Genomic DNA, 20,062 nt, shown 5'->3' on the forward strand with positions numbered 1-20,062 from the left:
CCCTGCAATCAACCAGCAGGGGTGGGTTCAAACATGGGTCACTTCTCAATGGAAAAATCCCTCAATCCCGGGTCAGCTCTCAGCGGAAATCAACACGCCAGAAAGGCCAGCGCCATATAGCCTCGCAGCCATTTCACAAGCGAGGGATACCCGCTTGTTTCGAGTTCTTCTCCCCGGGGCTGTTTCATCGCAAGCAAGATGCGCCCGGCGTTGATGATGTTGACGATGGCAAGCCAGACGAGGACAGTCCAGTCGAAACCGGAGATGAATTTGACGATGACGATCAGCACCGACAGGATGGTGCTGATGGGCATCGAAATAAGCAGACTGTCTCGCAGATCGGCGAGCTGGTCGCGCAGAACGCCCAGTTCCACTCCGCTTTGTCTGGCCGGAAACGGCATATGGTCCGCGCGCTTTGAGAAACTCATCCAGCCGCGTCATAAGCGAGCAGGCTGAAGAACGCATTAACGTGTTGGCGTTGCGTCATTGCAGCTGCGATCGATCTGGCGGGCCACCTCGGCTTCCCGCGTTGCCGCTCCGGACGTGGTTTGCCCGGAATCAGAGTCAGCCGACCGGATCGGCGATCGTGTTTTCGATCGCAGCGATGTTCAGCTCCAGATAGGCAACGCGCCGGATCGTGCTGTTGCTGGGCAGGGCGCCGTTTCTGGCCGCCGCCAGAAGCAATGCCGCCTGCTCCTTTCGAAGCGTTTGAGACAAGGCTTGCAGTTGGGATTTTTCTTCGCCGGTCATGCAGTCCGTATAACGGCATGAAGGCAGGTACTCAACCCGCCGTACGCAAAGGAACAGCCGATAGGATCATGACCGGACGTGAGGAAGATTGGTGGAGCTGAGGGGGATCGAACCCCTGACCTCGTCATTGCGAACGACGCGCTCTCCCAGCTGAGCTACAGCCCCATCCAGCGGGAATGGCGCATTTATGGGCCGAGGGCAGGGGCTGTCAAGCAAGCAATTGCGTCTTTTGCGCCATGTACGCAGCGTGCGGCAGGGACTTGCCCGCCCCGGCGGCAATGGCTACATGTCGGGGATAACCGGAGACCCGCATGATCGCCCTCATCCAGACCATCGTCCTGGCGCTTGACCTCTACTGGTGGATCATCATCGCCTCGGCCGTCTTCTCCTGGCTCTACGCGTTCAATGTCGTCAATCCGCGCAACCAGTTCGTCGGCACCATCGGCAACATGCTGTTTCGCCTGACCGAGCCGGCCTTGCGGCCGATCCGCCGTTTCATGCCCGATCTTGGCGGCATCGACATCTCGCCGATCATCCTGCTGCTGGTCATCTTCTTCGTGCGGCAGTTCCTGCTCATGAGCGTCGCGCCGCTGTTTTTGTAGGGCAAGCGTTGAACCTGCCCTGCAAGCTGCGTGACGACGGGCTCGACCTCTATGTGCGGCTGACGCCGAAATCGTCGCGGGACGAGCTTTGCGGCGTGGACATGTCGGCTGACGGGAAGATCCATGCCCGGGCGCGTGTCCGGGCCGTGCCCGAAAAAGGAGCTGCCAACACGGCGCTGGAAAAGCTGGTCGCAAAGAGCCTTGGGGTGCCGGCGACGACTGTCGAGGTGGTGGCGGGCGGCACCGCGCGTCTCAAGACGGTGCGCATAAGCGGCGAAGCGCAGGACTTGCAGCAGAAGCTGAAGCAGGCCCTGTCGCGATAGCAGGGCCTGCCGGATACCCTATTTCGAAGCGCGGGCGCGATCGAGACCTTCCACGATCATCTGGCGAGCGCGGTCCACGCCGTGCCAGCCGCCGATCTTGACCCACTTGCCGGGCTCCAGATCCTTGTAGTGCTCGAAGAAGTGGGCGATCTGGTCGAGCGAAATCTGAGGCAGATCGGTGTAGTCGCGCACATTCTCGTAGCGCCTGGTGATGTGCGGCGAAGGCACGGCAATGATCTTCTCGTCCTGGCCGGCGTTGTCTTCCATGATCAGGACGCCGATCGGGCGGGCATTGATCACGCACCCCGGCACCAGCGCACGGGTGTTGCACACCAGAACGTCCACCGGATCGCCGTCGCCGGAAAGGGTGTGCGGAACGAAGCCGTAGTTTCCGGGATAGCGCATGGGCGTATAGAGGAAGCGGTCGACGAAGAGCGTGCCGGCCTCCTTGTCCATCTCGTACTTGATCGGCTCGCCGCCGACCGGAACCTCGATGATGACGTTCACGTCCTCCGGAGGATTGTTTCCGGGCGATATGGCGTCGATGCGCATGTATGGGCCTCATGGCGTTGCTGTTTCCCGGCAAGGCGCTCCTGAGTGCGGCCGCGGGAAGGGGTGGAAATCAGGGAGGAGACTGCATCGGGGAGGAAGCAGCATCACGTCCTGTGCGTCGCAATAGCGGGGCTTGATGCTGCACGCAATGCGACGGAACGCACTGATTGCGCATTCGGAAGTAAAAACCGGAGCCGTTCCTGAAGCGTATCGCGATCTTTCAGATTCGCTCCCTGCGCTTCAAGTTCCTGTTTTTACGCATGGCGTTGTCGCGAATTTCGGGCGACATGTCTTAATCCCAGACGAAGGCGATCTTCTTCAGAGCCTTGTGGTCGAAGATTTCCACGCCCTCGGCGATGTCGCGGCCTCCGGCGCCGGCGTAGAAGGCCAGCGCATTGTCGTTTTCCTCCAGCGCCCACACGACAAGCCCCTTCAGGCCATGCTCGGCCAGACCGCGGCGTGCGGCGGTGAAGAGGCGGCTGCCGAGGCCGATCCCCTGATATTGGGGGCGCAGATAGAGTTCGTAGATTTCCCCCTGCTGGGGCAATTCGCGGGCGCGGTTGCGGCCGATGGTGGCATAGCCGGCAATGACGCCGCCGATCTCCACCACCAGCACGGTGGCGGTGCGGCGAATGGCGTTGGCCCACCAGTCGCTGCCACGGCGATTGATCATCGAGGTCAGCGCCCTGTGCGGGATGATGCCGGCATAGGCGCCCCGCCATGCTTCCAGATGCACGCCGGCGATCGCCACGGCGTCGCGCGGTTCGGCTTTGCGGATGTCGACGGTCAGGGTTTTCATGGTTTGTTAACCATAATCCCCGGTCGCAGCCGAACGCAAGAGCCGCGCCGGGTTCCGGCGCGGCTTTCGCACAGGGCGCGAACCGCCGTCAGATCTCGATCAGATGATCGTCGAGTTCGTTGCGGTTGTCGGGCGAGGCGGGGAAGTGGAGGGCAAGCACCCTGCCGACCGACCCCACGGCCCGGACGAAGCCATCCGCCAGCCGGTCCTGCCGGGCGTGGTCGGTGAGGTCTGCGACCGTTTCCTCCCAGACCGCCGGATCGACACGGCTGTCGATACCTACATCGGCGATGACCTCCGCGTAGCGTTCGGCCAGCGAAACGAAGATCAGCACGCCGGTGCGGGCGGCGGTCCTGTGCACGTTGCGCCCGAGAAACTGGCGCCGCGCGTTGTTGCTGGCGGCCCGGTGGCGCATCTGCCAGGGCACCAGGTGGATGCGCAGCGCCGGCACCAGCCACAGGATGGCCAGCACGGCGGCGACGGCAGCGATCTGCTTCAGAATGAAATGGGGCAGGCGGATCGACACCCACCAGTATTCGGACATGAAGGCCACGGCGAGGCTGGCCAGCAGGATGCCGAGCATGGCCATGCAGGCGGCGGGGAAGAAATAGCCGTCGCTCTGGCGGGCGACGACGCAATAGATTTCACCGTCCGTCTTCGATTCCGCCTCGCGAATGGCGGCTGCCACGCGCTCGCGCCCGGCTTCGCCTATGGGTCGTGTCGCCATCTACCAGCCTCCCGATGCGCCGCCGCCGCCGGACGACCCCCCGCCGCCCGAAAATCCGCCGCCGCCGGAAGACCACCCGCCACCGCCCGAAGACCAGCCGCCGCCGCGCGATCTGCGCGAGGAGCTGCCCTGATTGACGGTGAATACGATGCCCATCCAGCGATAACGGCCGGGGCCGATCTTCTCGCCGAACAGCGGCGGCAGGATCGCCATGGCGAAGCCGCCGAAGAACAGGATCGCCCAGATGGTGACGAAGACGATGACGATCCAGTCTTCCGCATTGTCGCCGCTCTTCTGGTTGCGGGCCCCGCGCGCTTCAAGCTCCTCGGGATTGCCCTGCAACACCATGATGATGTCGTCGACGGCCTTCTCTATGCCGCCGGAGTAGTCGCCCGCACGAAAGGCCGGGACGAGGTCGTTCTCGATGATGAGCTTGCTGTGCAGGTCGGTCAGCGTGCCTTCGAGCCCATAGCCAACCTCGATGCGCATCTTGCGGTCGTCGCGCGAGATCAGCAGCAGGATGCCGTTGTTCTCGCCCGCCTGCCCGAGTCCCCAGGCGCGGAACAGGCGGTTGGCGTAAGGCTCGATCGCCTCGCCGTCGAGGCTTGCGACGGTGGCGACGACGATCTGGTCGGACCCCTCCGCTTCGAAGTCCGCCAGTTTCTGCTCCAGCAGGACACGGGTCGCCGCGTCGATCATGCCGGCCTGATCGACGACGCGGCCGGTCAGGGCCGGCAGTGCCGCGCAAAGCGCTGCTGCCGGCAGGGCGAGGCAGATCAGCAGGACAGCCAGCATGCTGGCGCAGCCGGGGCGAAGGGTTCGCGCGAAGGCGAGGGGATGGCGCATCGTCACTTCAGGCTGCCGGACCGGGACGGGGGCTGGCTCAGCCGCCCTGTCCGGTGCCGAAATTCACCTGCGGCGCCTGCATCTTGTCCTCGTCCACCGAGAAATTCTGGAACGGCTGGTTGGAGCGGAACCAGATCGTCGCCCAGATGACCGAGGGGAAGGTGCGCAGCGTGAGGTTGTAGTCGCGCACTGCCTGAATGTAGTCGCGGCGGGCGACGGCGATTCGGTTTTCCGTGCCTTCGAGCTGCGCCTGCAACGCAAGGAAGTTCTGGTTCGCCTTCAGGTCGGGATAGTTCTCCACAACGGCAAGCAGGCGCGACAGCGCGCTGGTGAGTCCGGCCTGATTGTCCTGGAACGCCTTGAACGCATTGGGATCGGACAGGTTTTCAGGAGAAACCGTGACCTGCGTGGCCTTGGCGCGCGCCTCGACAACGCCTTCCAGCACGTCGCGCTCGTGGCTGGCATAACCCTTCACCGTCTCGACCAGATTGGGGATGAGATCGGCGCGGCGCTGATACTGGTTGAGCACCTCGCTCCATGCCGCCTTGGCGTTCTCCTCTGCCGTTGGAATGGTGTTGTAGCCGCATCCGGCCAGCAGGGGCAGGAGCAGCGCCATCATGAGGAATGCAGGCAGGAGGCGCAGGGGCCGGGGAAGTGCGAGACACGGGGCGGGCATGGGAGAAGTCCCTCAACTGTGAATGGTGGACCAAGAAATAGCACAAAGAGGCGCGGAGAAAATGCCTGCCATGCAAGTCAGCCGTGCTATAGGCGGGAAGGATGGAAATACGCCCGCAGGAAACCGCCCGTTGCAAGGGATCGAGGCCATGGCCGCAGAAAGAGACAGGCAGCAGGAACGGGAATCGCGCCGCATCCTGAAAAGCGTCTCCGGCGAAACCGATCCTTCCGGAACGTCTCTCGCTGGGCGCACGGCAAAAAGGGTCGGCGCTCACCTGAGCGCCGCGGACGCCGATCCGGAAGACCGCATCGAGACGTGGGGCACGCGCATTGGCCGGGTGCTCGGCATGGCGATCATGATCGGGCTGGCCGTGTGGCTCTTCCGCCTCGTCTTCAGCAATGGATAGAGCATGACCGCATACCTTCCCGAGCCGAAGCCGGCCGTCATCGTCATCTCCAGCCATGTGGCGCGCGGCACGGTGGGCAATCGCGCCGCGGTGTTCGCGCTGGAGGCGCTGGGATTTCCCGTGTGGGCGGTGCCGACGGTCATCCTGCCCTGGCATCCGGGGCATGGGCCGGGCACACGGATCGTCGCGCCGCCGGAGCAATTCGCATCGCTGCTGATGGATCTGGAAGGCTCGCGCTGGCTGGGCGAGGTGAAAGGCGTGCTTTCCGGTTTTCTCGGGGACTGCCGGCAGGCTGAAGCGGTGGCCTCGCTGGTGCGGGCCGTCAAGGCGCGCAATCCCGGAGCGCTCTATGCCTGCGATCCGGTCATGGGCGATGTGGGCGGCCTTTACGTCCCGCGGCAGGTGGCCGAGGCGATGCGGGACCAACTCATGCCTCTGGCCGATATCGCGACGCCGAACCGCTATGAACTGGCCTGGATGGCCGGGCGCGACCTGCCGGACCTGGCAGCCCTGGTCGAGGCCGCGCGGGCCGCGCCGCCTGAAACGATGCTGGTGACCTCCTCGCCGTCTTCGGTTGCGGGCCGGGTCGGCAATCTTCTGGTCGAAGGCGGGCAGGAACTGTTCGCCGAGCACGATCTGGTCAGCAATCCGCCGAACGGTGTCGGCGACCTTACCGCCGCGCTCTATCTGGCGCGTGTGCTTGGCAAGTCCACTGCGCGCGCCGCGCTGCACGCCACGACCGCCTCGGTCTATGAGGTGCTGCAAAGGGCGGCGGCGCGCGGCAGCAACGAATTGCAGATCGAGACCGATGCGCAGAGCCTGCTGCACCCGTCGGCGGACGTCGTCCTTCACAATCCCGAGCCGGCCGGTCACAATTGATGGGGCGATGCCGGAATTTTCTTTCCGGCCTGCGCGATTCTTCGTTGATCGGCGAGGCTTTTTGCCGTTAGACCGGCGACAGCCAACACAGGCTGTCCGCCATCCCTATCGGAAAGCAACCGCCCGGCCATGACCCATCTTCCCGAACACCTCCTCAACGGTTATCGCAATTTCATGCAGGGCCGGTACGCCTCCGAGAGCGGCCGATATGTCTCGCTGGCGCGGGAGGGGCAGCATCCCGAAACCATGATCGTCGCCTGCTGCGATTCGCGCTCCGCACCCGAAACCATTTTCGACAGCGGGCCGGGCGAACTGTTCGTGCTGCGCAACGTGGCCAATCTGGTGCCGCCCTATGAGCCGGACGGCGAATTCCACGCCACGTCGGCGGCGCTCGAATTCGCGGTGCAGAGCCTGAAGGTCAAGAACATCGTGGTGATGGGCCATGGCCGCTGCGGCGGCATCAAGGCCGCGCTCAGCAACAACGCGCCGCTTTCCCCCGGCGATTTCATCGGCAAGTGGATGAGCATGATCGGCCCGGCTGCTGAAACCGTGGCATCCAGTACCCTGATGACATCGTCCGAACGGCAGACGGCGCTGGAGCGCATCTCGATCCGCTATTCGCTGGCCAATCTGCGCACCTTCCCTTGCGTGAACATATTGGAGAGCAAGGGACGGCTGACGCTCTATGGCGCATGGTTCGACATCTCCACCGGCGAATTGTGGGTGATGAACAAGGACACCGGCGATTTCGAGCGGCCGGAACTGGATTGAGGCCGTTCGTGTTCGGGGCGGACGAGGATCATTCGGGGAGCCGGCCATGTCTTCGATCCGGACGGCTTTGGCGGCGGTTGCCATTGCGCTCTTGTTTGTGTCGGGTGCCGTGCGCGCCGACGATCAGGTGATCGGGCGCTGGTACGACGCGCTGCTCAGGGCGGACAGGTCCGCCCTGGCCGAACTGCTTTCCGAAGATGCGCGCATCAGTCTCGATGACCTCGATGTCGTTCAGAACAAGGAAGAATTTCTCGAATCCATGGACGAGTGGGAGAGCGCCGTTGCCGGCGGCACCATCCGTCACCGGCTGGAGAAGGAAGAAGACGGCGTCGCGACAGTCATGGTCTGCTACGACTTCCCCGGCAACCGGATGCTGATGCAGGAAACCTTCGCCATCAGCGAAGGTCGCATCACGGCAAGTTCGCAGGCGGAAGTCGCCGACACCTGCGACGCCTGGTGAGGGCGGTTGCACCCGGCGGCCGGCAAGCCTACATCGGGGCTACAGATTTCCAACCGCCCAATGGTGCCTCATGTCCGCTGCGAAAACCGTCGACCTTTCCACCCATCCGCTTGCCGCGTGGGAGGGGCCGCTCGGTCTGCCTGATTTCACCCGCATTTCCGATGCCGATTTCGGGTCTGTGTTCGATGCGGCCTTCGCCGCTCACGAAGCCGAGATCGAGGCCATCGCCGGCAATCCGGCAGAGCCGACGTTAGAAAACACGCTGGCCGCGCTGGAGCTTTCCGGTCAGGCGCTGGAGCGGGTCTCGTCGATTTTCTGGTGCAAGGCCGGCGCCAACACCAATGAGGCCATCCAGAAGCTGGAGCGCGAGATTTCGCCAAAGATGTCGCGGCATTTCTCGGCCATCTCCATGAACGAAAAGCTGTTTGCCCGCATCGATGCGCTGTATGCGAAACGCGCGGACCTAGGACTGGATGCGGAGACGCTGCGGGTTCTGGAAAAGAGCTGGAAGGGGTTCGTGCGCTCCGGCGCGAAGCTCGACGCGGAGGGCAAGAAGCGCCTTGCAGCCATCAACGAGGAACTGTCGTCGCTCGGCACCGGCTTCGGCCAGAACGTGCTGGCCGACGAGCGCGACTGGGCGCTCTTCCTCGACGCGGGCGATCTTGCCGGCCTGCCGGATTTCCTGAAAAGCGCGATGGCCGAAGCGGCTGCCGCGCGCGGGCAGGAGGGGCGCTATGCGGTGACGCTGTCGCGTTCGATCTACGAGCCCTTCACGACCTTTTCCGAGCGGCGCGACCTGCGCGAGGCGGCATGGCGCGCCTTCACCATGCGCGGCCAGAACGGCGGCGCGAGCGACAATACGAAATTGGTGCGCGATATGCTGAAGCTGCGCGCCGAGAAGGCGAAGCTGCTCGGCTATGACAGCTTTGCCGCGCTGAAGCTCGACGACACCATGGCCAAGACGCCGAAGGCGGTGCACGACCTGCTCGACCCGGTGTGGAAAAAGGCGCTGGAAAAGGCCGGCGAGGACCAGAAGGAACTGGAGCGGCTGGCTGCGGAAGCCGGCAGCAACGAGCCCTTCGCGGCATGGGACTGGCGCTTCTATCAGGAAAAGCTGCGCGCCGAGAAATTCGCCTTCGACGAGGCGGAGCTGAAGCCCTATCTCCAGCTCGAGCGCATCATTGCCGCGTGTTTCGATGTGGCCGGGCGCCTGTTCGGCATCAGCTTCGAGGAAAAGACAGGCATCGCGGCCTGGCATGAGGATGTGCGCGTCTTCATCGTGAGGAACGCCGACGGTTCGGAACGCGGCCTGTTCCTCGCCGACTATTTCGCGCGCCCGTCCAAGCGCTCGGGCGCATGGATGAGTTCACTGCAATCCGGCTACAAGCTGGGTCAGGGCTCGACGCCGATCATATACAACATAATGAATTTCGCCAGGCCGCCGAAGGGCGAGCCGGCGCTGCTTTCCATGGACGAGGCCAAGACCCTGTTCCACGAGTTCGGCCATGCGCTGCACGGCATGCTGACCGAGGTGACGTGGCCGAGCGTGTCGGGCACATCCGTCAGCCGCGATTTCGTGGAACTGCCCTCGCAGCTCTACGAGCACTGGCTGACCGTGCCGGAGGTGCTGGCAAAGCACGCCCTGCATTACCGCGACGGCAAGCCGATGCCGAAGGCGCTGCTCGACAAGATGCTGGCGGCGCAGACGTTCGGCGCGGGCTTCGCTACTGTCGAGTTCACCGCTTCGGCGCTGGTCGACATGGCCTATCATGCGCGCCCCGACGCGCCGCAGGAGCCGCTGGCCTTCGAGGCCGAGACGCTGGCCGGGCTCGACATGCCCGACACCATCGCCATGCGCCACCGCACGCCGCACTTCGCCCATGTATTCTCAGGCGACGGCTATTCGGCCGGCTACTATTCCTACATGTGGTCGGAAGTGCTCGACGCCGACGCCTTCTCCGCCTTCGAGGAAAGCGGCGATCCCTTCAATCCCGAACTGGCCGCGCGCCTGCGCGAGAACATCTATGCGGCCGGCGGCTCGAAGGATCCGGAGGCTCTGTACACGGCCTTCCGCGGCAAGATGCCGTCGCCGGAAGCGATGATGGTCAAGCGCGGGCTGGTGTAGGCTCTCACTTCGCGAGGCTCGCCCCGATCAGCAATTCGGCGTTGCGCGCAACCGACTGTGCCGGGCCGCCGGGCCCGAAGAGCTGGCCTGAAATATAGGCGCCTTCGATCAGAAGCAGCAGGCCATCGCCCAGCGTGTCGGCGTCGGCCGCTCCCATCTCGACCGCCATTGCACGGAGGCGCCGGCGGAGTTCGCGCTTGTTGTCCTCGCTGACCTTGCGGGCCGGATGGTCGGGTTCGGGATATTCCACCGCCGCATTGGTCATGCCGCAGCCGCGATAGGACGGGGTCTGCGTGCGTTTCCCGGCACGGGTAAGGAACGCAAGAATCTGGGCGCGCGGATCGCCCGGATGCGCCGCCACAACCTCGTCGAACCGCTCCCAGAATTCACGGTCGTATCGCCTGAGATAGGAGGCGGCCAGCTCGTCCTTGGAAGAGAAGGCGCGGTAGAGGCTGGGCTTGGCGACGCCCGCCGTCCTGACGATCTCGTCGACGCCGATCGCCCTGATGCCCTGGCGGTAGAACAGGTCGCGCGCGACATCGAGTATCTTCTCCGCCGCCGCCGCCGGATGGCGATCCCTTTCGGCCTTGTGGCCTTCGATTTTGTTGTCGTGTGCCATCAGCGAAGTTCACTTGACAATGTTACCGATCGGTACGTACAGCTTGCAGAATTGAAACGTACCGATCAGTTACATGATAAGCACATCCGCACCTTTTGGCCAGCGCTACGCTTTCGTGGTCGTCGCCGTCATTTTCCTGTGCCTGCTCATTGCGGCCGGTCTGCGGTCCGCCCCGGCCGTCATGATGCTGCCTTTGCAGGAAAGCCTCGGCTGGGGGCGCGACAGCATATCCTTTGCGGCCGCGGTCGGCATTTTCCTCTACGGCCTTGCCGGTCCGTTCGCCGCCGCGCTGATGGAGCGCATCGGCCTCAGGCGCGTGCTGATGGCCTCGCTGGTGCTGATGTCGGCAGCGACGGCGCTCAGCCTGTGGATGACGCAGCCCTGGCACATGGTGCTCACCTGGGGCATCCTTTCCGGCATTGGCTCCGGCGCGGTCGCGACCGTGCTCGGCGCGACCATCGTCAATCGCTGGTTCAAGACCAATCGCGGCCTCGTCATGGGGCTGATGTCGGCGTCCAGCGCATCCGGCATGCTGGTGTTCCTGCCGCTGCTTGCTGCCCTTGCCCAGTCGGGCGGATGGCGGCCGGTGGCGCTTACCGTTTCCATCGCGACCGCAGCACTGCTGCCGCTGGTCTGGTTTCTGGTGCCGGAGCGGCCATCCTCGGTGGGGCTGGTGCGCTATGGCGCGGATGCGGACGATGCGCCGCCGGTGCCGCCCTCGGCGCGGGGCAATTTTTTCCTTCACACGCTGTCGACGCTCAAGCGGGCAGCCGGCACGCGCATCTTCTGGTATCTGTTCGCCACCTTCTTCATCTGCGGCTTCACCACGAACGGGCTTGTCGGCACCCATCTGATCGCCTTCTGCGGCGATATGGGCATCAACGAAATCCAGGCGGCGGGGCTTTTGTCGCTGATGGGGGTATTCGACCTCATCGGCACCACGCTGTCGGGCTGGCTAACCGACCGCTTCGATCCGCGCAAGCTGCTGTTCATCTATTACGGCATTCGCGGCCTGTCGCTGATGTATCTGCCCTATTCGGGCTTCTCGGCCACGGCGCTCATCGTCTTCGCCATCTTCTACGGGCTCGACTGGATCGCCACGGTGCCGCCGACGCTGCGGCTGGCCAACGAAGGTTTCGGCGATGCCGCCGGTCCGCTGGTGTTCGGCTGGGTGGTGGCCGGCCATCAGGTGGGAGCGGCGGCGGCGGCCTATTTCGGCGGCATCATGCACGAGTTGCAGGGCGACTACGAAATGGCGTTCCTGATAGCGGGTCTGACCGGCCTTGCGGCGGCCTGCATCTCGCTGCTGATCGATACCAGCAAGCCGGAATCAGATCCGGAACCGCAACCGGCCTGAGTGGAGAGATCAGCCGGGGAAGCAGGCGAGCGGCACGTTCGGCCACACTGCATCGGCGCAGCCGGCCTCGCGCTGGCGTTCGCGGAAGGCGGAACTGACCGGGCCGGTGACCATATGGTCGACGCCGTCGGGCGCATCCGAAAACAGCTGCTGGGCGGCGGTGACGGACAGGACCCTGTCTTCATTGTCGCCTCTGGACGAAGTCATGGAATGTGCTGCACCACCTGCGAGAACGGCGGCCATGCACAGCATGGTGAGGCAGAATCCGGTTCGCGCTGCAGTCGGCATGGCCATGTCCAATCGCCTTTCGGAAAGGGTGGCTGGCACCCTTGGTTAACGAAAATTTATCGCATCCCGACCCTTAACAAAGCGTAAGCGCCGATTTCTTTGGCCTGCACACTTTCGCAATTGCGAAAAAACCTGTATGAGCGCGCCAACCGAAAATGATGGCGCGGGCGGTCGACCCCGTTTCGGCCGCCGCCGTCAGCACCCCAGAGAAGACACCTTATGAAGCTCCGTAACATCGCGATCATCGCGCATGTTGACCACGGCAAGACGACGCTGGTCGATGCGCTCCTCAAGCAATCCGGCTCCGTCCGCGACAACCAGCGCGTCGCCGAACGCGTCATGGATTCCGGCGATATCGAGAAGGAACGCGGCATCACCATTCTCGCCAAGGCCACCTCGGTGGAATGGAAGGATGCCCGCATCAACATCGTCGACACGCCCGGCCACGCCGACTTCGGCGGCGAGGTGGAGCGCATCCTCAACATGGTCGACGGCGTGATCGTGCTGGTCGATTCCGCCGAAGGCCCGATGCCGCAGACCAAGTTCGTGGTCGGCAAGGCGCTGAAGGTGGGCCTTCGCCCCATCGTCGCCATCAACAAGATCGACCGTCCCGACGCCCGCGCCGACGAGGTCATCAACGAAGTGTTCGACCTGTTCGCGGCCCTCGACGCTACCGACGAGCAGCTCGACTTCCCGATCCTCTACGGTTCTGGCCGCGACGGCTGGATGGCCGCCAGCCCCGAGGGCCCCAAGGATCAGGGCCTTGCACCGCTGTTCGATCTGGTGCTCGACCACGTTCCGGCCCCCAAGGTTGGCGATGGCCCCTTCCGCATGATCGGCACCATTCTGGAAGCCAACCCTTTCCTTGGCCGCATCGTCACCGGCCGCATCGAAAGCGGCACGCTGAAGCCCAACCAGCAGGTCAAGGTGTTGCATCATGACGGCACGGTTCTGGAAACCGGCCGCGTGTCCAAGATCCTCGCTTTCCGCGGCATCGAGCGCCAGCCGATCGAGGAGGCGCAGGCAGGTGACATCGTCGCTATCGCCGGTCTTTCCAAGGGCACTGTCGCCGACACGTTCTGCGATCCTTCGCTGAACGAGGCGCTGCCGGCCCAGCCGATCGATCCGCCGACCGTGACCATGAGCTTCATCGTCAACGATTCGCCGCTGGCGGGCACCGAAGGCGACAAGGTGACGAGCCGCGTCATCCGCGACCGCCTGCTCAAGGAGGCCGAGGGGAGCGTGGCGCTCAGCATCGAGGAATCGGCCGACAAGGATTCCTTCTACGTGTCGGGCCGTGGCGAGTTGCAGCTTTCGGTTCTGATCGAGACCATGCGCCGCGAGGGCTTCGAGCTTGCCGTGTCGCGTCCGCGCGTCGTCATGCAGAAGGACGAGAACGGTCAGGTTCTGGAACCGGTTGAAGAAGTCGTCATCGACGTCGACGAGGAACACGCCGGCATCGTCGTGCAGAAGATGAGCGAGCGCAAGGCCGAGATGATCGAGCTGCGCCCCTCCGGCGGCGACCGCCAGCGCCTCGTCTTCCTCGCCCCGACCCGCGGCCTCATCGGCTACCAGTCCGAACTGCTGACCGACACGCGCGGCACGGCGGTGATGAACCGCCTGTTCAATTCCTACCAGCCCTACAAGGGCGAGCTGGCCGGCCGCACCAACGGCGTCCTGATCTCCAACGAGCAGGGCGAGGCTGTCGCCTATGCGCTGTGGAATCTGGAAGATCGCGGGCCGATGGTGATCGATCCCGGCGTCAAGGTCTATCAGGGCATGATCATCGGCATCCACTCCCGCGACAACGATCTGGAAGTGAACGTGCTGAAGGGCAAGAAGCTCACCAACATCCGCGCCGCCGGCAAGGACGAGGCGGTGAAGCTGACCCCGCCGATCCGCATGACGCTGGAGCGGGCTCTGTCGTGGATTCAGGACGACGAGCTGGTGGAGGTGACGCCGAAGTCGATCCGCCTGCGCAAGCTCTATCTCGATCCCAATGAGCGCAAGCGCTTCGAGAAGCAGAAGGTTGCCGGCGCGGCCTGATCGTGTCGCACCGCAACGTACGGAAGAAAAAACGACCCGGCGCCATTTGCGCCGGGTTTTTCATATCGATTTAAGAGCAAGATGACGTCTGGTCAGGGCGTTTCAAAAGATTATGATCGCCGCATCAGCCGGGAGCCTGCGCAATGGATCTGACCTCTTTGCTCATCTTCGCTGCGGCGCTTTTCGTCGCCGCGGGGTCTCCGGGTCCGTCGGTTGCCGCGCTGGTGGCGCGGGTCATTTCGACCGGATTCCGGGGTGTCTTTCCGTTCCTTCTGGCGCTCTGGATCGGGGAAGCGATCTGGCTTTCGCTGGCGGTTTTCGGACTTGCCATGGTCGCCCAGACTTTCCACCTCGCCTTCCTCGTCCTGAAATGGGCGGGCGTCGGCTATCTGCTCTATCTCGCCTGGAAGATGTGGACGGCACCCGTCGAGGCGCATGGCGAATCATTGCCGCAGGCAGGCTCGCCCCTGAAGATGTTCTTCGCCGGTCTGGCCGTGTCGCTCGGCAATCCGAAGGTGATGATGTTCTATCTGGCGCTGCTGCCAACCATCGTCGACCTGCAATCCGTCACCCTGCTCGGCTGGTTCGAGCTGACGCTGACCATGGCCGTCGTTCTGGTGCTGATCGATGTCTCCTGGGCGCTGGCCGCCGCACAGGCGCGCCGCCTTCTGAAGAGCCGGCGCGCCATGCGGATCGCCAACCGCATAAGCGCCACGACCATGGCCGGCGCCGCCGCCGCGATTGCCGGGCGCTCGTGACGGGCGGCATCACATGATCCTGACGGCAACTTGCGCGGCCGGCTGAGCCCGTCGTCAAAAAGCAGCCATCTATTGCAATCATAGGGCGAATATTTCGCCAGGAGGAAAAAGCGTATCATGGCTATTCAGAAAGCCGAATCCGGCAGGCAGTCAATCAGTGGCCGGCTTCTGGACTATCTGCTTGCGCGGGCGCCCGACGAGGACATCGCCGCCTATGAGCGTGCCGATCTGGAGCGTGCTGCGGTCCTTGCCGAGACGGCGGTTGCCGGCCATCGCAAGGGGGAGAGCGTCGTTTCCATCGATGTCGGGCCGGGTGTCTCCCGGGGAGATCGTCCGGTCACGGTCATCACCGTCGTCAACGACAACATGCCATTCCTGTTCGATTCCGTCATTGGCGAGATCAACGAGGCCGTGGGCGAGGCCCTGTTCGTGGCCCACCCGGTTCTGAATGTCCGGTACACGGAAACCGGCGAGGTCGAGATTCTTGGCGATACCTGCTCGCCGAAGGGCGACAAGGGCCGGGAGCGCCTGAGCGTCATCCAGGTGCATGTCGGACGCATGAGCGGCGAGGAAGCGGCCGCGCTGGAACGGAAGCTGGAGAGGACCCTTCAGCAGGTGCGCTCCGCCGTGCATGACTGGAAGCCCATGCTCGCCCGTCTCGATCAGGCGATCAGCGATTTCCGCTATGCGCCGATCCCGCTGGAGCATGATGCGGTGACCGAGGCCATCGCCTTCCTCGAATGGCTGCGTGACGAAAATTTCACCTTCCTCGGCATGCGCGAATACAAATACAGCGGCGGCGAGGAGAGCGGCACGCTGGAGCTGGCCGACAAGGCCGGCCTCGGCATTCTGGCCGATCCCGACGTGCTGGTGCTGCGCCGTGGCACGGAGTCGGTGACCACCACGCCGGAAATCCGCGCCTTCCTGCACGGGCCGGAGCCACTGATCGTGACCAAGGCGAACGCCAAGTCGTCGGTGCATCGGCGCGCCTATCTCGACTATATCGGGGTCAAGACCTACACGCAGCAGGGCGAACTGGCGGGCGAGCTTCGCATCGTCGGCCTGTTCACCTCCACCGCCTATACGCGCTCGGTGATGAAGATCCCCTATCTGCGCTCCAAGGTGGAAACGGTGATCGGACGGTCGGGCCTCGACCCGCATGACCATGCCGGCAAGGCGCTCATCAACGTTCTTGAAAGCTATCCGCGCGACGAGCTTTTCCAGATTCCGGTGGTGCTGCTGCAAAAGCATTCCGAAGCCATTCTGGGGCTCGTGGACCGGCCGCGTGTCCGCGCCCTCGTGCGCGCGGACCAGTTCGACCGCTTCGTCTCGGTGCTCGTCTTCGTGCCGCGCGACCACTACGATTCGGAAGTGCGCGAGAGGATCGGCGTCTACCTCAAGACCGTCTTCGAGGGGCGCGTGTCGGCCTATTATCCCGCATTCCCGGAGGGCGGGCTGGCGCGTATCCATTTCATCATCGGCCGCTCGGGTGGCAAGACACCGAAGATTGAGCAGGCCGTCATCGAGGCCGCGATCCGCGACATCGTGCGAACATGGGAGGATGCGCTGCGGGAGGCGGCCGGGCCGGCGGGCGTCGATCCGCAGATAACGGCGATCGCCGCGCGCTTTCCGCAAAGCTATCGCAACAGCTTCAGCGCGGCCACGGCGCTTGCCGATGCCGGTCGCATCGCCCGGCTTTCGCCCGACCAGCCAATCGTGATCGACTATTACCGCGATACGTTCCAGACCGAAGAACAGGCGTCGCTGAAAATCTACCACTATGGAAGCCCCGTCGCCTTGTCGCAGCGCGTGCCGATCCTCGAGAATCTCGGCTTCCGCGTCATCAGCGAGCGCACCTTCGAGGTGGAGGACGAAAACAGCGACAACATCTTCGTTCACGACATGGAGCTGGAGAACGCCTATGGCGGGCCGGTGGACCTGTCGGACGGCGGCGCGCTGTTCGACGAAGCCTTCCTGGCCGTCTGGCACGGCGAGATGGACAATGACGGTTACAATGCGCTCGCCCAGACGACCGGCCTCGCGGCCAGCGAGATTCTGGTGCTGCGCGCCTATGGCCGCTACCTTCAGCAGGCCGGCATTCCGCAGAGCCAGGACTTCATCGCGGCGGCGCTGAACCGCTATCCCGAAATCGCGCGGGGTCTCTACGGGCTGTTCGTCGCGCGTTTCGATCCGGCCTCGCCGCATGGCGACGAAGTGGCGGCGCGCCATCTCAAGGCCAAGATCAGGGATGCGCTGGAAGACGTTCCCAATATCGACGACGATACGATCATCCGCCGCTATCTCAACCTGATCGAGGCGACGCTGCGCACCAATCATTTCGTCGAGGGCAAGCGCGCGCGCGGCCACTCGCTGGCCTTCAAGCTCGACCCGCGCGCCATAGAGGGGCTGCCCGAGCCGCGGCCATGGCGCGAGATCTTCGTCTATGGTTCGGAGGTCGAGGGCGTGCATCTGCGCTTCGGCCCCGTTGCGCGCGGCGGTCTGCGTCTTTCGGATCGCGCGCAGGACTACCGCACCGAGGTGCTGGGGCTGGTCAAGGCCCAGCAGGTGAAGAATGCGGTCATCGTGCCGGTCGGCGCCAAGGGCGGGTTCTATCCCAAGCGCCTGCCTGCCGGCGGCAGCCGCGACGAGGTGTTCGAGGCGGGCCGTGCCGCCTATGTCAACTTCGTGTCGAGCATGCTGTCGATCACCGACAACATCGGCGCCGATGCCGTCATCCCGCCGCAAGGCGTGGTGCGTCACGATGGCGACGATCCCTATTTCGTCGTGGCCGCTGACAAGGGCACCGCGACCTTCTCCGACACCGCCAATGCCATTTCGAAGGCCCACGACTTCTGGCTGGACGACGCCTTCGCCAGCGGCGGCTCCGCCGGCTACGACCACAAGGGCATGGCAATCACGGCACGCGGCGCCTGGGAGGCGGTGAAGCGGCATTTCCGCGAAATGAACCGCGACATCCAGACCACGCCGTTCACCTGCGTCGGCGTCGGCGACATGTCGGGCGACGTGTTCGGCAACGGCATGCTGCGCTCGGAGCAGACAAGGCTGATCGCCGCCTTCGACCATCGCGACATCTTCATCGATCCCGATCCGGATGCCGCGGCCTCCTTCGCGGAGCGGCAGCGCCTGTTCGGCGTGCCGCGTTCGAGCTGGCAGGACTACGACAAGACGAAGCTTTCCGCTGGCGGGATGATCGTTTCGCGCTCGCAGAAGTCGATCACGCTGACGCCCGAGGCTGCCGCTGCCATCGGCATCGCCAAGACGGTGGCAACGCCGGTCGAGGTGATCCGCGCCATACTCGCCGCGCCCGTGGACCTGTTGTGGTTCGGCGGCATCGGCACCTATCTGAAGGCCGCCGGCGAAAGCAACCAGGAGGTTGGCGACCGCGCCAACGACGCCATCCGTATCGATGGCGCAGAGGTTTGCGCCAAGGTGATCGGCGAAGGCGCCAATCTCGGCATGACCCAGCGCGCCCGCATCGAATATGGCCTCAGCGGCGGTCGCAGCAACTCCGACGCCATCGACAACTCCGGCGGCGTCAACTGCTCCGACGTCGAGGTCAACATCAAGATCGCGCTGGCCGCCGCCATGCGCAAGGGGGCTCTGGAGCGCCCCGCGCGCGACCGGCTGCTGGCGGAAATGACCGACGAGGTCGCGGAGCTGGTGCTCGCCAACAATTATCAGCAGACGCTGGCGCTGTCGCTCGCCCACCGGCGCGGGCTGGCCGACATGGCGCATCAGGCGCGCTTCATGGCGGCGCTGGAAAGCCGTGGCCTGCTCGACCGCGCGGTCGAGAACCTGCCCCCGGCAGCGGTTCTGGCCGAGCGCGAGGCCCGCGGCGAAACTCTGACCCGGCCCGAACTCGGTGTGCTGCTTGCCTATGCCAAGATCGTGCTGTTCTCCGATGTCGTGTCTTCCGACCTGCCGGACAATCCGCACTTCGAGCGGGATCTGATGGGCTACTTCCCGCACGCCATGGCTGAAAGGTTTGGCGACGAGATTCGCGGCCACCGCCTGCGGCGCGAGATCATCACCCGCGTCCTTGCCAACGATCTGGTCAACCGCGGCGGCCCGACCTTCGTCAACCGGCTGGTGGAAACCACCGGCCGCGGCGCGGCGGATGTAATGCTGACTTTCGCGCTCATCCGGGAAGGCTTCGAGTTGCCGGCGCTCTACGAAGAGATCGATGCGCTCGACAACCGCATCGACGGCGAGGTGCAGCTCGGCCTCTACCAGACCGTCAGCCGGCTGATCTACGTGAACTGTGGCTGGTATCTGAAGAACGAGGCCGCCAGCGGCGAGCTCGACGAACGCATCGCGGCCCTGCAGGCAGCCCGGGCGGAGCTTGAGCCGAAACTGCCGGAACTGCTGCCGGCGGTGTCGCGTGAACGTATCGATGCAAAGCGCAACCAGCTCGTTGCCCAGGGCGTGCCCGAAAGGCTCGCGGCCCGGCTGTCGCTGGCGGAGTTCGCCGATCTGGTACCGGATATCGCGCTGACCGCCCGCGTGGCCGGTGCAGACATGGTGGCGGCTGCCAAGGCGTTCTTCGCCGTCAGCGACGCCTTCCGCATAGCGCGCATCGAGGAAGCCGCCTATGCGATCTCGCCGTCCGACTACTACGACCAGCTCGCCCTGTCGCGTGCGACAGACACCATAGATGCGGCGCGGCGGGGCATCGCGGTGGCGGCGCTGAGCGGACATGGCGGGGCGGATGACCCGGTGGCGGCCTGGCTGGATGCCGGCGCAGAGCGCATCGCCGCAATCAGGGAGCGTCTGCAGGCCCTGACCGAGGCCGGTGACATTTCGGTGTCGCGCCTGTCGGTGGCGGCGGGACTGATGAGCGATCTTTCTGGACCGCGCGCCTGACGGCGCTCGTATGGTCGCCCCCGATGCACGCAAACCCCGCCGGCCAATGCCCGCCGGCGGGGTTTCGCAAGCCCCTCTTGCGTTTTCCCAGCCGCTGGCGTAGGCATTGCGCCACCAGGCCGGGCCCCTCTGGCAGTCTTCATGGCTGTGATGTCGGACTGGAGTTCAAATCCGGCGGCCTGGCTTAATGATCC

General features: G+C 64.5%; 20 protein-coding genes and 1 tRNA gene. 11 read left to right on the top strand and 10 right to left on the bottom strand.

All coding sequences use genetic code 11. The features are described 5' to 3' along the window. Positions 1-89 precede the first annotated feature (89 nt). The 3 genes from DES43_RS20070 to DES43_RS20080 form a co-directional block, all read right to left on the bottom strand. Positions 90-428, bottom strand: a complete 339-nt coding sequence (locus tag DES43_RS20070) for a hypothetical protein (RefSeq protein WP_133676086.1) — start codon at positions 426-428, stop codon at positions 90-92. Positions 429-564: 136 nt separating this feature from the next. Next, a complete protein-coding gene (locus DES43_RS20075) occupies positions 565-750 on the bottom strand; it encodes a hypothetical protein (RefSeq protein WP_035027380.1) in 186 nt (61 codons plus the stop codon). An 89-nt stretch (positions 751-839) separates the two neighbouring features. Continuing rightward, a tRNA-Ala gene (locus tag DES43_RS20080) sits at positions 840-915 on the bottom strand. Positions 916-1,061: 146 nt separating this feature from the next. Between DES43_RS20080 and DES43_RS20085 the strand changes: the two genes are divergently transcribed. Together DES43_RS20085 and DES43_RS20090 are read left to right on the top strand one after the other, a co-directional pair. Further along, entirely contained in the window at positions 1,062-1,352 is a 291-nt protein-coding gene (locus tag DES43_RS20085) for a YggT family protein (protein WP_035027382.1), read from the top strand. An 8-nt stretch (positions 1,353-1,360) separates the two neighbouring features. Further along, positions 1,361-1,675, top strand: coding sequence for a DUF167 family protein (locus tag DES43_RS20090; RefSeq protein ID WP_035027385.1), 315 nt, complete (start codon positions 1,361-1,363; stop codon positions 1,673-1,675). A gap of 18 nt (positions 1,676-1,693) precedes the next feature. Here DES43_RS20090 and ppa read toward each other — a convergent pair whose 3' ends face one another. From ppa to DES43_RS20115, 5 genes are all read right to left on the bottom strand, one after another. Beyond that, positions 1,694-2,227 carry an inorganic diphosphatase gene (gene ppa / locus DES43_RS20095; protein ID WP_035027387.1) on the bottom strand — a complete coding sequence of 178 codons (534 nt, stop codon included), beginning with the start codon at positions 2,225-2,227 and terminating at the stop codon, positions 1,694-1,696. 292 nt (positions 2,228-2,519) lie between these two features. Beyond that, on the bottom strand, positions 2,520-3,026 hold the full coding sequence (locus DES43_RS20100) for a GNAT family N-acetyltransferase (RefSeq protein ID WP_035027390.1): 507 nt from the start codon (positions 3,024-3,026) through the stop codon (positions 2,520-2,522). 88 nt (positions 3,027-3,114) lie between these two features. Then, on the bottom strand, positions 3,115-3,753 hold the full coding sequence (locus DES43_RS20105; RefSeq protein WP_035027394.1) for a TPM domain-containing protein: 639 nt from the start codon (positions 3,751-3,753) through the stop codon (positions 3,115-3,117). Then, positions 3,754-4,548: a TPM domain-containing protein gene (locus DES43_RS20110; protein WP_035027485.1), complete on the bottom strand. Its 795-nt coding sequence runs from the start codon at positions 4,546-4,548 to the stop codon at positions 3,754-3,756. It abuts the gene before it with no gap. A gap of 88 nt (positions 4,549-4,636) precedes the next feature. After that, on the bottom strand, positions 4,637-5,275 hold the full coding sequence (locus DES43_RS20115; RefSeq protein ID WP_035027396.1) for a LemA family protein: 639 nt from the start codon (positions 5,273-5,275) through the stop codon (positions 4,637-4,639). 148 nt (positions 5,276-5,423) lie between these two features. On the opposite strand from DES43_RS20115, the gene DES43_RS20120 reads away from it, so the two are divergent. From DES43_RS20120 to DES43_RS20140, 5 genes are all read left to right on the top strand, one after another. Continuing rightward, on the top strand, positions 5,424-5,681 hold the full coding sequence (locus tag DES43_RS20120; protein ID WP_035027488.1) for a hypothetical protein: 258 nt from the start codon (positions 5,424-5,426) through the stop codon (positions 5,679-5,681). Between the two features lie 3 nt (positions 5,682-5,684). Continuing rightward, entirely contained in the window at positions 5,685-6,560 is an 876-nt protein-coding gene (gene pdxY / locus DES43_RS20125) for a pyridoxal kinase PdxY (RefSeq protein ID WP_035027399.1), read from the top strand. A gap of 129 nt (positions 6,561-6,689) precedes the next feature. Then, positions 6,690-7,331 carry a carbonic anhydrase gene (locus DES43_RS20130; RefSeq protein ID WP_035027402.1) on the top strand — a complete coding sequence of 214 codons (642 nt, stop codon included), beginning with the start codon at positions 6,690-6,692 and terminating at the stop codon, positions 7,329-7,331. Positions 7,332-7,377: 46 nt separating this feature from the next. Further along, entirely contained in the window at positions 7,378-7,791 is a 414-nt protein-coding gene (locus tag DES43_RS20135) for a DUF4440 domain-containing protein (protein WP_035027404.1), read from the top strand. A gap of 70 nt (positions 7,792-7,861) precedes the next feature. Beyond that, positions 7,862-9,916 (top strand): M3 family metallopeptidase, encoded by a 2,055-nt coding sequence (locus DES43_RS20140; protein ID WP_035027407.1) that lies wholly within the window; start codon positions 7,862-7,864, stop codon positions 9,914-9,916. 4 nt (positions 9,917-9,920) lie between these two features. Here the strand turns inward: DES43_RS20140 and DES43_RS20145 are convergent, their stop codons facing one another. After that, the gene (locus tag DES43_RS20145; RefSeq protein ID WP_035027409.1) at positions 9,921-10,535 is read right to left on the bottom strand and encodes a TetR/AcrR family transcriptional regulator; all 615 of its coding nucleotides are present in this window, start codon (positions 10,533-10,535) and stop codon (positions 9,921-9,923) included. Between the two features lie 73 nt (positions 10,536-10,608). On the opposite strand from DES43_RS20145, the gene DES43_RS20150 reads away from it, so the two are divergent. Then, entirely contained in the window at positions 10,609-11,892 is a 1,284-nt protein-coding gene (locus DES43_RS20150) for an MFS transporter (RefSeq protein ID WP_035027412.1), read from the top strand. 9 nt (positions 11,893-11,901) lie between these two features. Here DES43_RS20150 and DES43_RS20155 read toward each other — a convergent pair whose 3' ends face one another. Beyond that, entirely contained in the window at positions 11,902-12,186 is a 285-nt protein-coding gene (locus DES43_RS20155) for a hypothetical protein (protein WP_035027415.1), read from the bottom strand. Between the two features lie 213 nt (positions 12,187-12,399). On the opposite strand from DES43_RS20155, the gene typA reads away from it, so the two are divergent. The 3 genes from typA to DES43_RS20170 all read left to right on the top strand — a co-directional run bounded on the left by typA (position 12,400) and on the right by DES43_RS20170 (position 19,868). After that, positions 12,400-14,226, top strand: a complete 1,827-nt coding sequence (typA, locus tag DES43_RS20160) for a translational GTPase TypA (RefSeq protein ID WP_035027418.1) — start codon at positions 12,400-12,402, stop codon at positions 14,224-14,226. A 143-nt stretch (positions 14,227-14,369) separates the two neighbouring features. Continuing rightward, positions 14,370-14,984: a LysE family translocator gene (locus DES43_RS20165; protein ID WP_035027421.1), complete on the top strand. Its 615-nt coding sequence runs from the start codon at positions 14,370-14,372 to the stop codon at positions 14,982-14,984. 117 nt (positions 14,985-15,101) lie between these two features. Next, complete coding sequence (locus tag DES43_RS20170; protein WP_035027424.1) at positions 15,102-19,868, top strand: NAD-glutamate dehydrogenase; 4,767 nt, start codon at positions 15,102-15,104, stop codon at positions 19,866-19,868. The last annotated feature ends 194 nt before the right edge of the window (positions 19,869-20,062 follow it).

The organism is Aquamicrobium defluvii (assembly GCF_004363725.1).
Classification (GTDB): domain Bacteria; phylum Pseudomonadota; class Alphaproteobacteria; order Rhizobiales; family Rhizobiaceae; genus Mesorhizobium; species Mesorhizobium defluvii.

Coding starts and splice junctions, on each gene's coding strand:
- typA (WP_035027418.1), top strand. CDS start 12,400: ATGAAGCTCCGTAACATCGCGATCATCGCGCATGTTGACCACGGCAAG.
- DES43_RS20110 (WP_035027485.1), bottom strand. CDS start 4,548: ATGCTGGCTGTCCTGCTGATCTGCCTCGCCCTGCCGGCAGCAGCGCTT.
- DES43_RS20115 (WP_035027396.1), bottom strand. CDS start 5,275: ATGCCCGCCCCGTGTCTCGCACTTCCCCGGCCCCTGCGCCTCCTGCCT.
- DES43_RS20145 (WP_035027409.1), bottom strand. CDS start 10,535: ATGGCACACGACAACAAAATCGAAGGCCACAAGGCCGAAAGGGATCGC.
- DES43_RS20085 (WP_035027382.1), top strand. CDS start 1,062: ATGATCGCCCTCATCCAGACCATCGTCCTGGCGCTTGACCTCTACTGG.
- DES43_RS20165 (WP_035027421.1), top strand. CDS start 14,370: ATGGATCTGACCTCTTTGCTCATCTTCGCTGCGGCGCTTTTCGTCGCC.
- ppa (WP_035027387.1), bottom strand. CDS start 2,227: ATGCGCATCGACGCCATATCGCCCGGAAACAATCCTCCGGAGGACGTG.
- DES43_RS20155 (WP_035027415.1), bottom strand. CDS start 12,186: ATGGCCATGCCGACTGCAGCGCGAACCGGATTCTGCCTCACCATGCTG.
- DES43_RS20075 (WP_035027380.1), bottom strand. CDS start 750: ATGACCGGCGAAGAAAAATCCCAACTGCAAGCCTTGTCTCAAACGCTT.
- DES43_RS20170 (WP_035027424.1), top strand. CDS start 15,102: ATGGCTATTCAGAAAGCCGAATCCGGCAGGCAGTCAATCAGTGGCCGG.
- DES43_RS20105 (WP_035027394.1), bottom strand. CDS start 3,753: ATGGCGACACGACCCATAGGCGAAGCCGGGCGCGAGCGCGTGGCAGCC.
- DES43_RS20070 (WP_133676086.1), bottom strand. CDS start 428: ATGAGTTTCTCAAAGCGCGCGGACCATATGCCGTTTCCGGCCAGACAA.
- DES43_RS20135 (WP_035027404.1), top strand. CDS start 7,378: ATGTCTTCGATCCGGACGGCTTTGGCGGCGGTTGCCATTGCGCTCTTG.
- pdxY (WP_035027399.1), top strand. CDS start 5,685: ATGACCGCATACCTTCCCGAGCCGAAGCCGGCCGTCATCGTCATCTCC.
- DES43_RS20100 (WP_035027390.1), bottom strand. CDS start 3,026: ATGAAAACCCTGACCGTCGACATCCGCAAAGCCGAACCGCGCGACGCC.
- DES43_RS20150 (WP_035027412.1), top strand. CDS start 10,609: ATGATAAGCACATCCGCACCTTTTGGCCAGCGCTACGCTTTCGTGGTC.
- DES43_RS20140 (WP_035027407.1), top strand. CDS start 7,862: ATGTCCGCTGCGAAAACCGTCGACCTTTCCACCCATCCGCTTGCCGCG.
- DES43_RS20130 (WP_035027402.1), top strand. CDS start 6,690: ATGACCCATCTTCCCGAACACCTCCTCAACGGTTATCGCAATTTCATG.
- DES43_RS20120 (WP_035027488.1), top strand. CDS start 5,424: ATGGCCGCAGAAAGAGACAGGCAGCAGGAACGGGAATCGCGCCGCATC.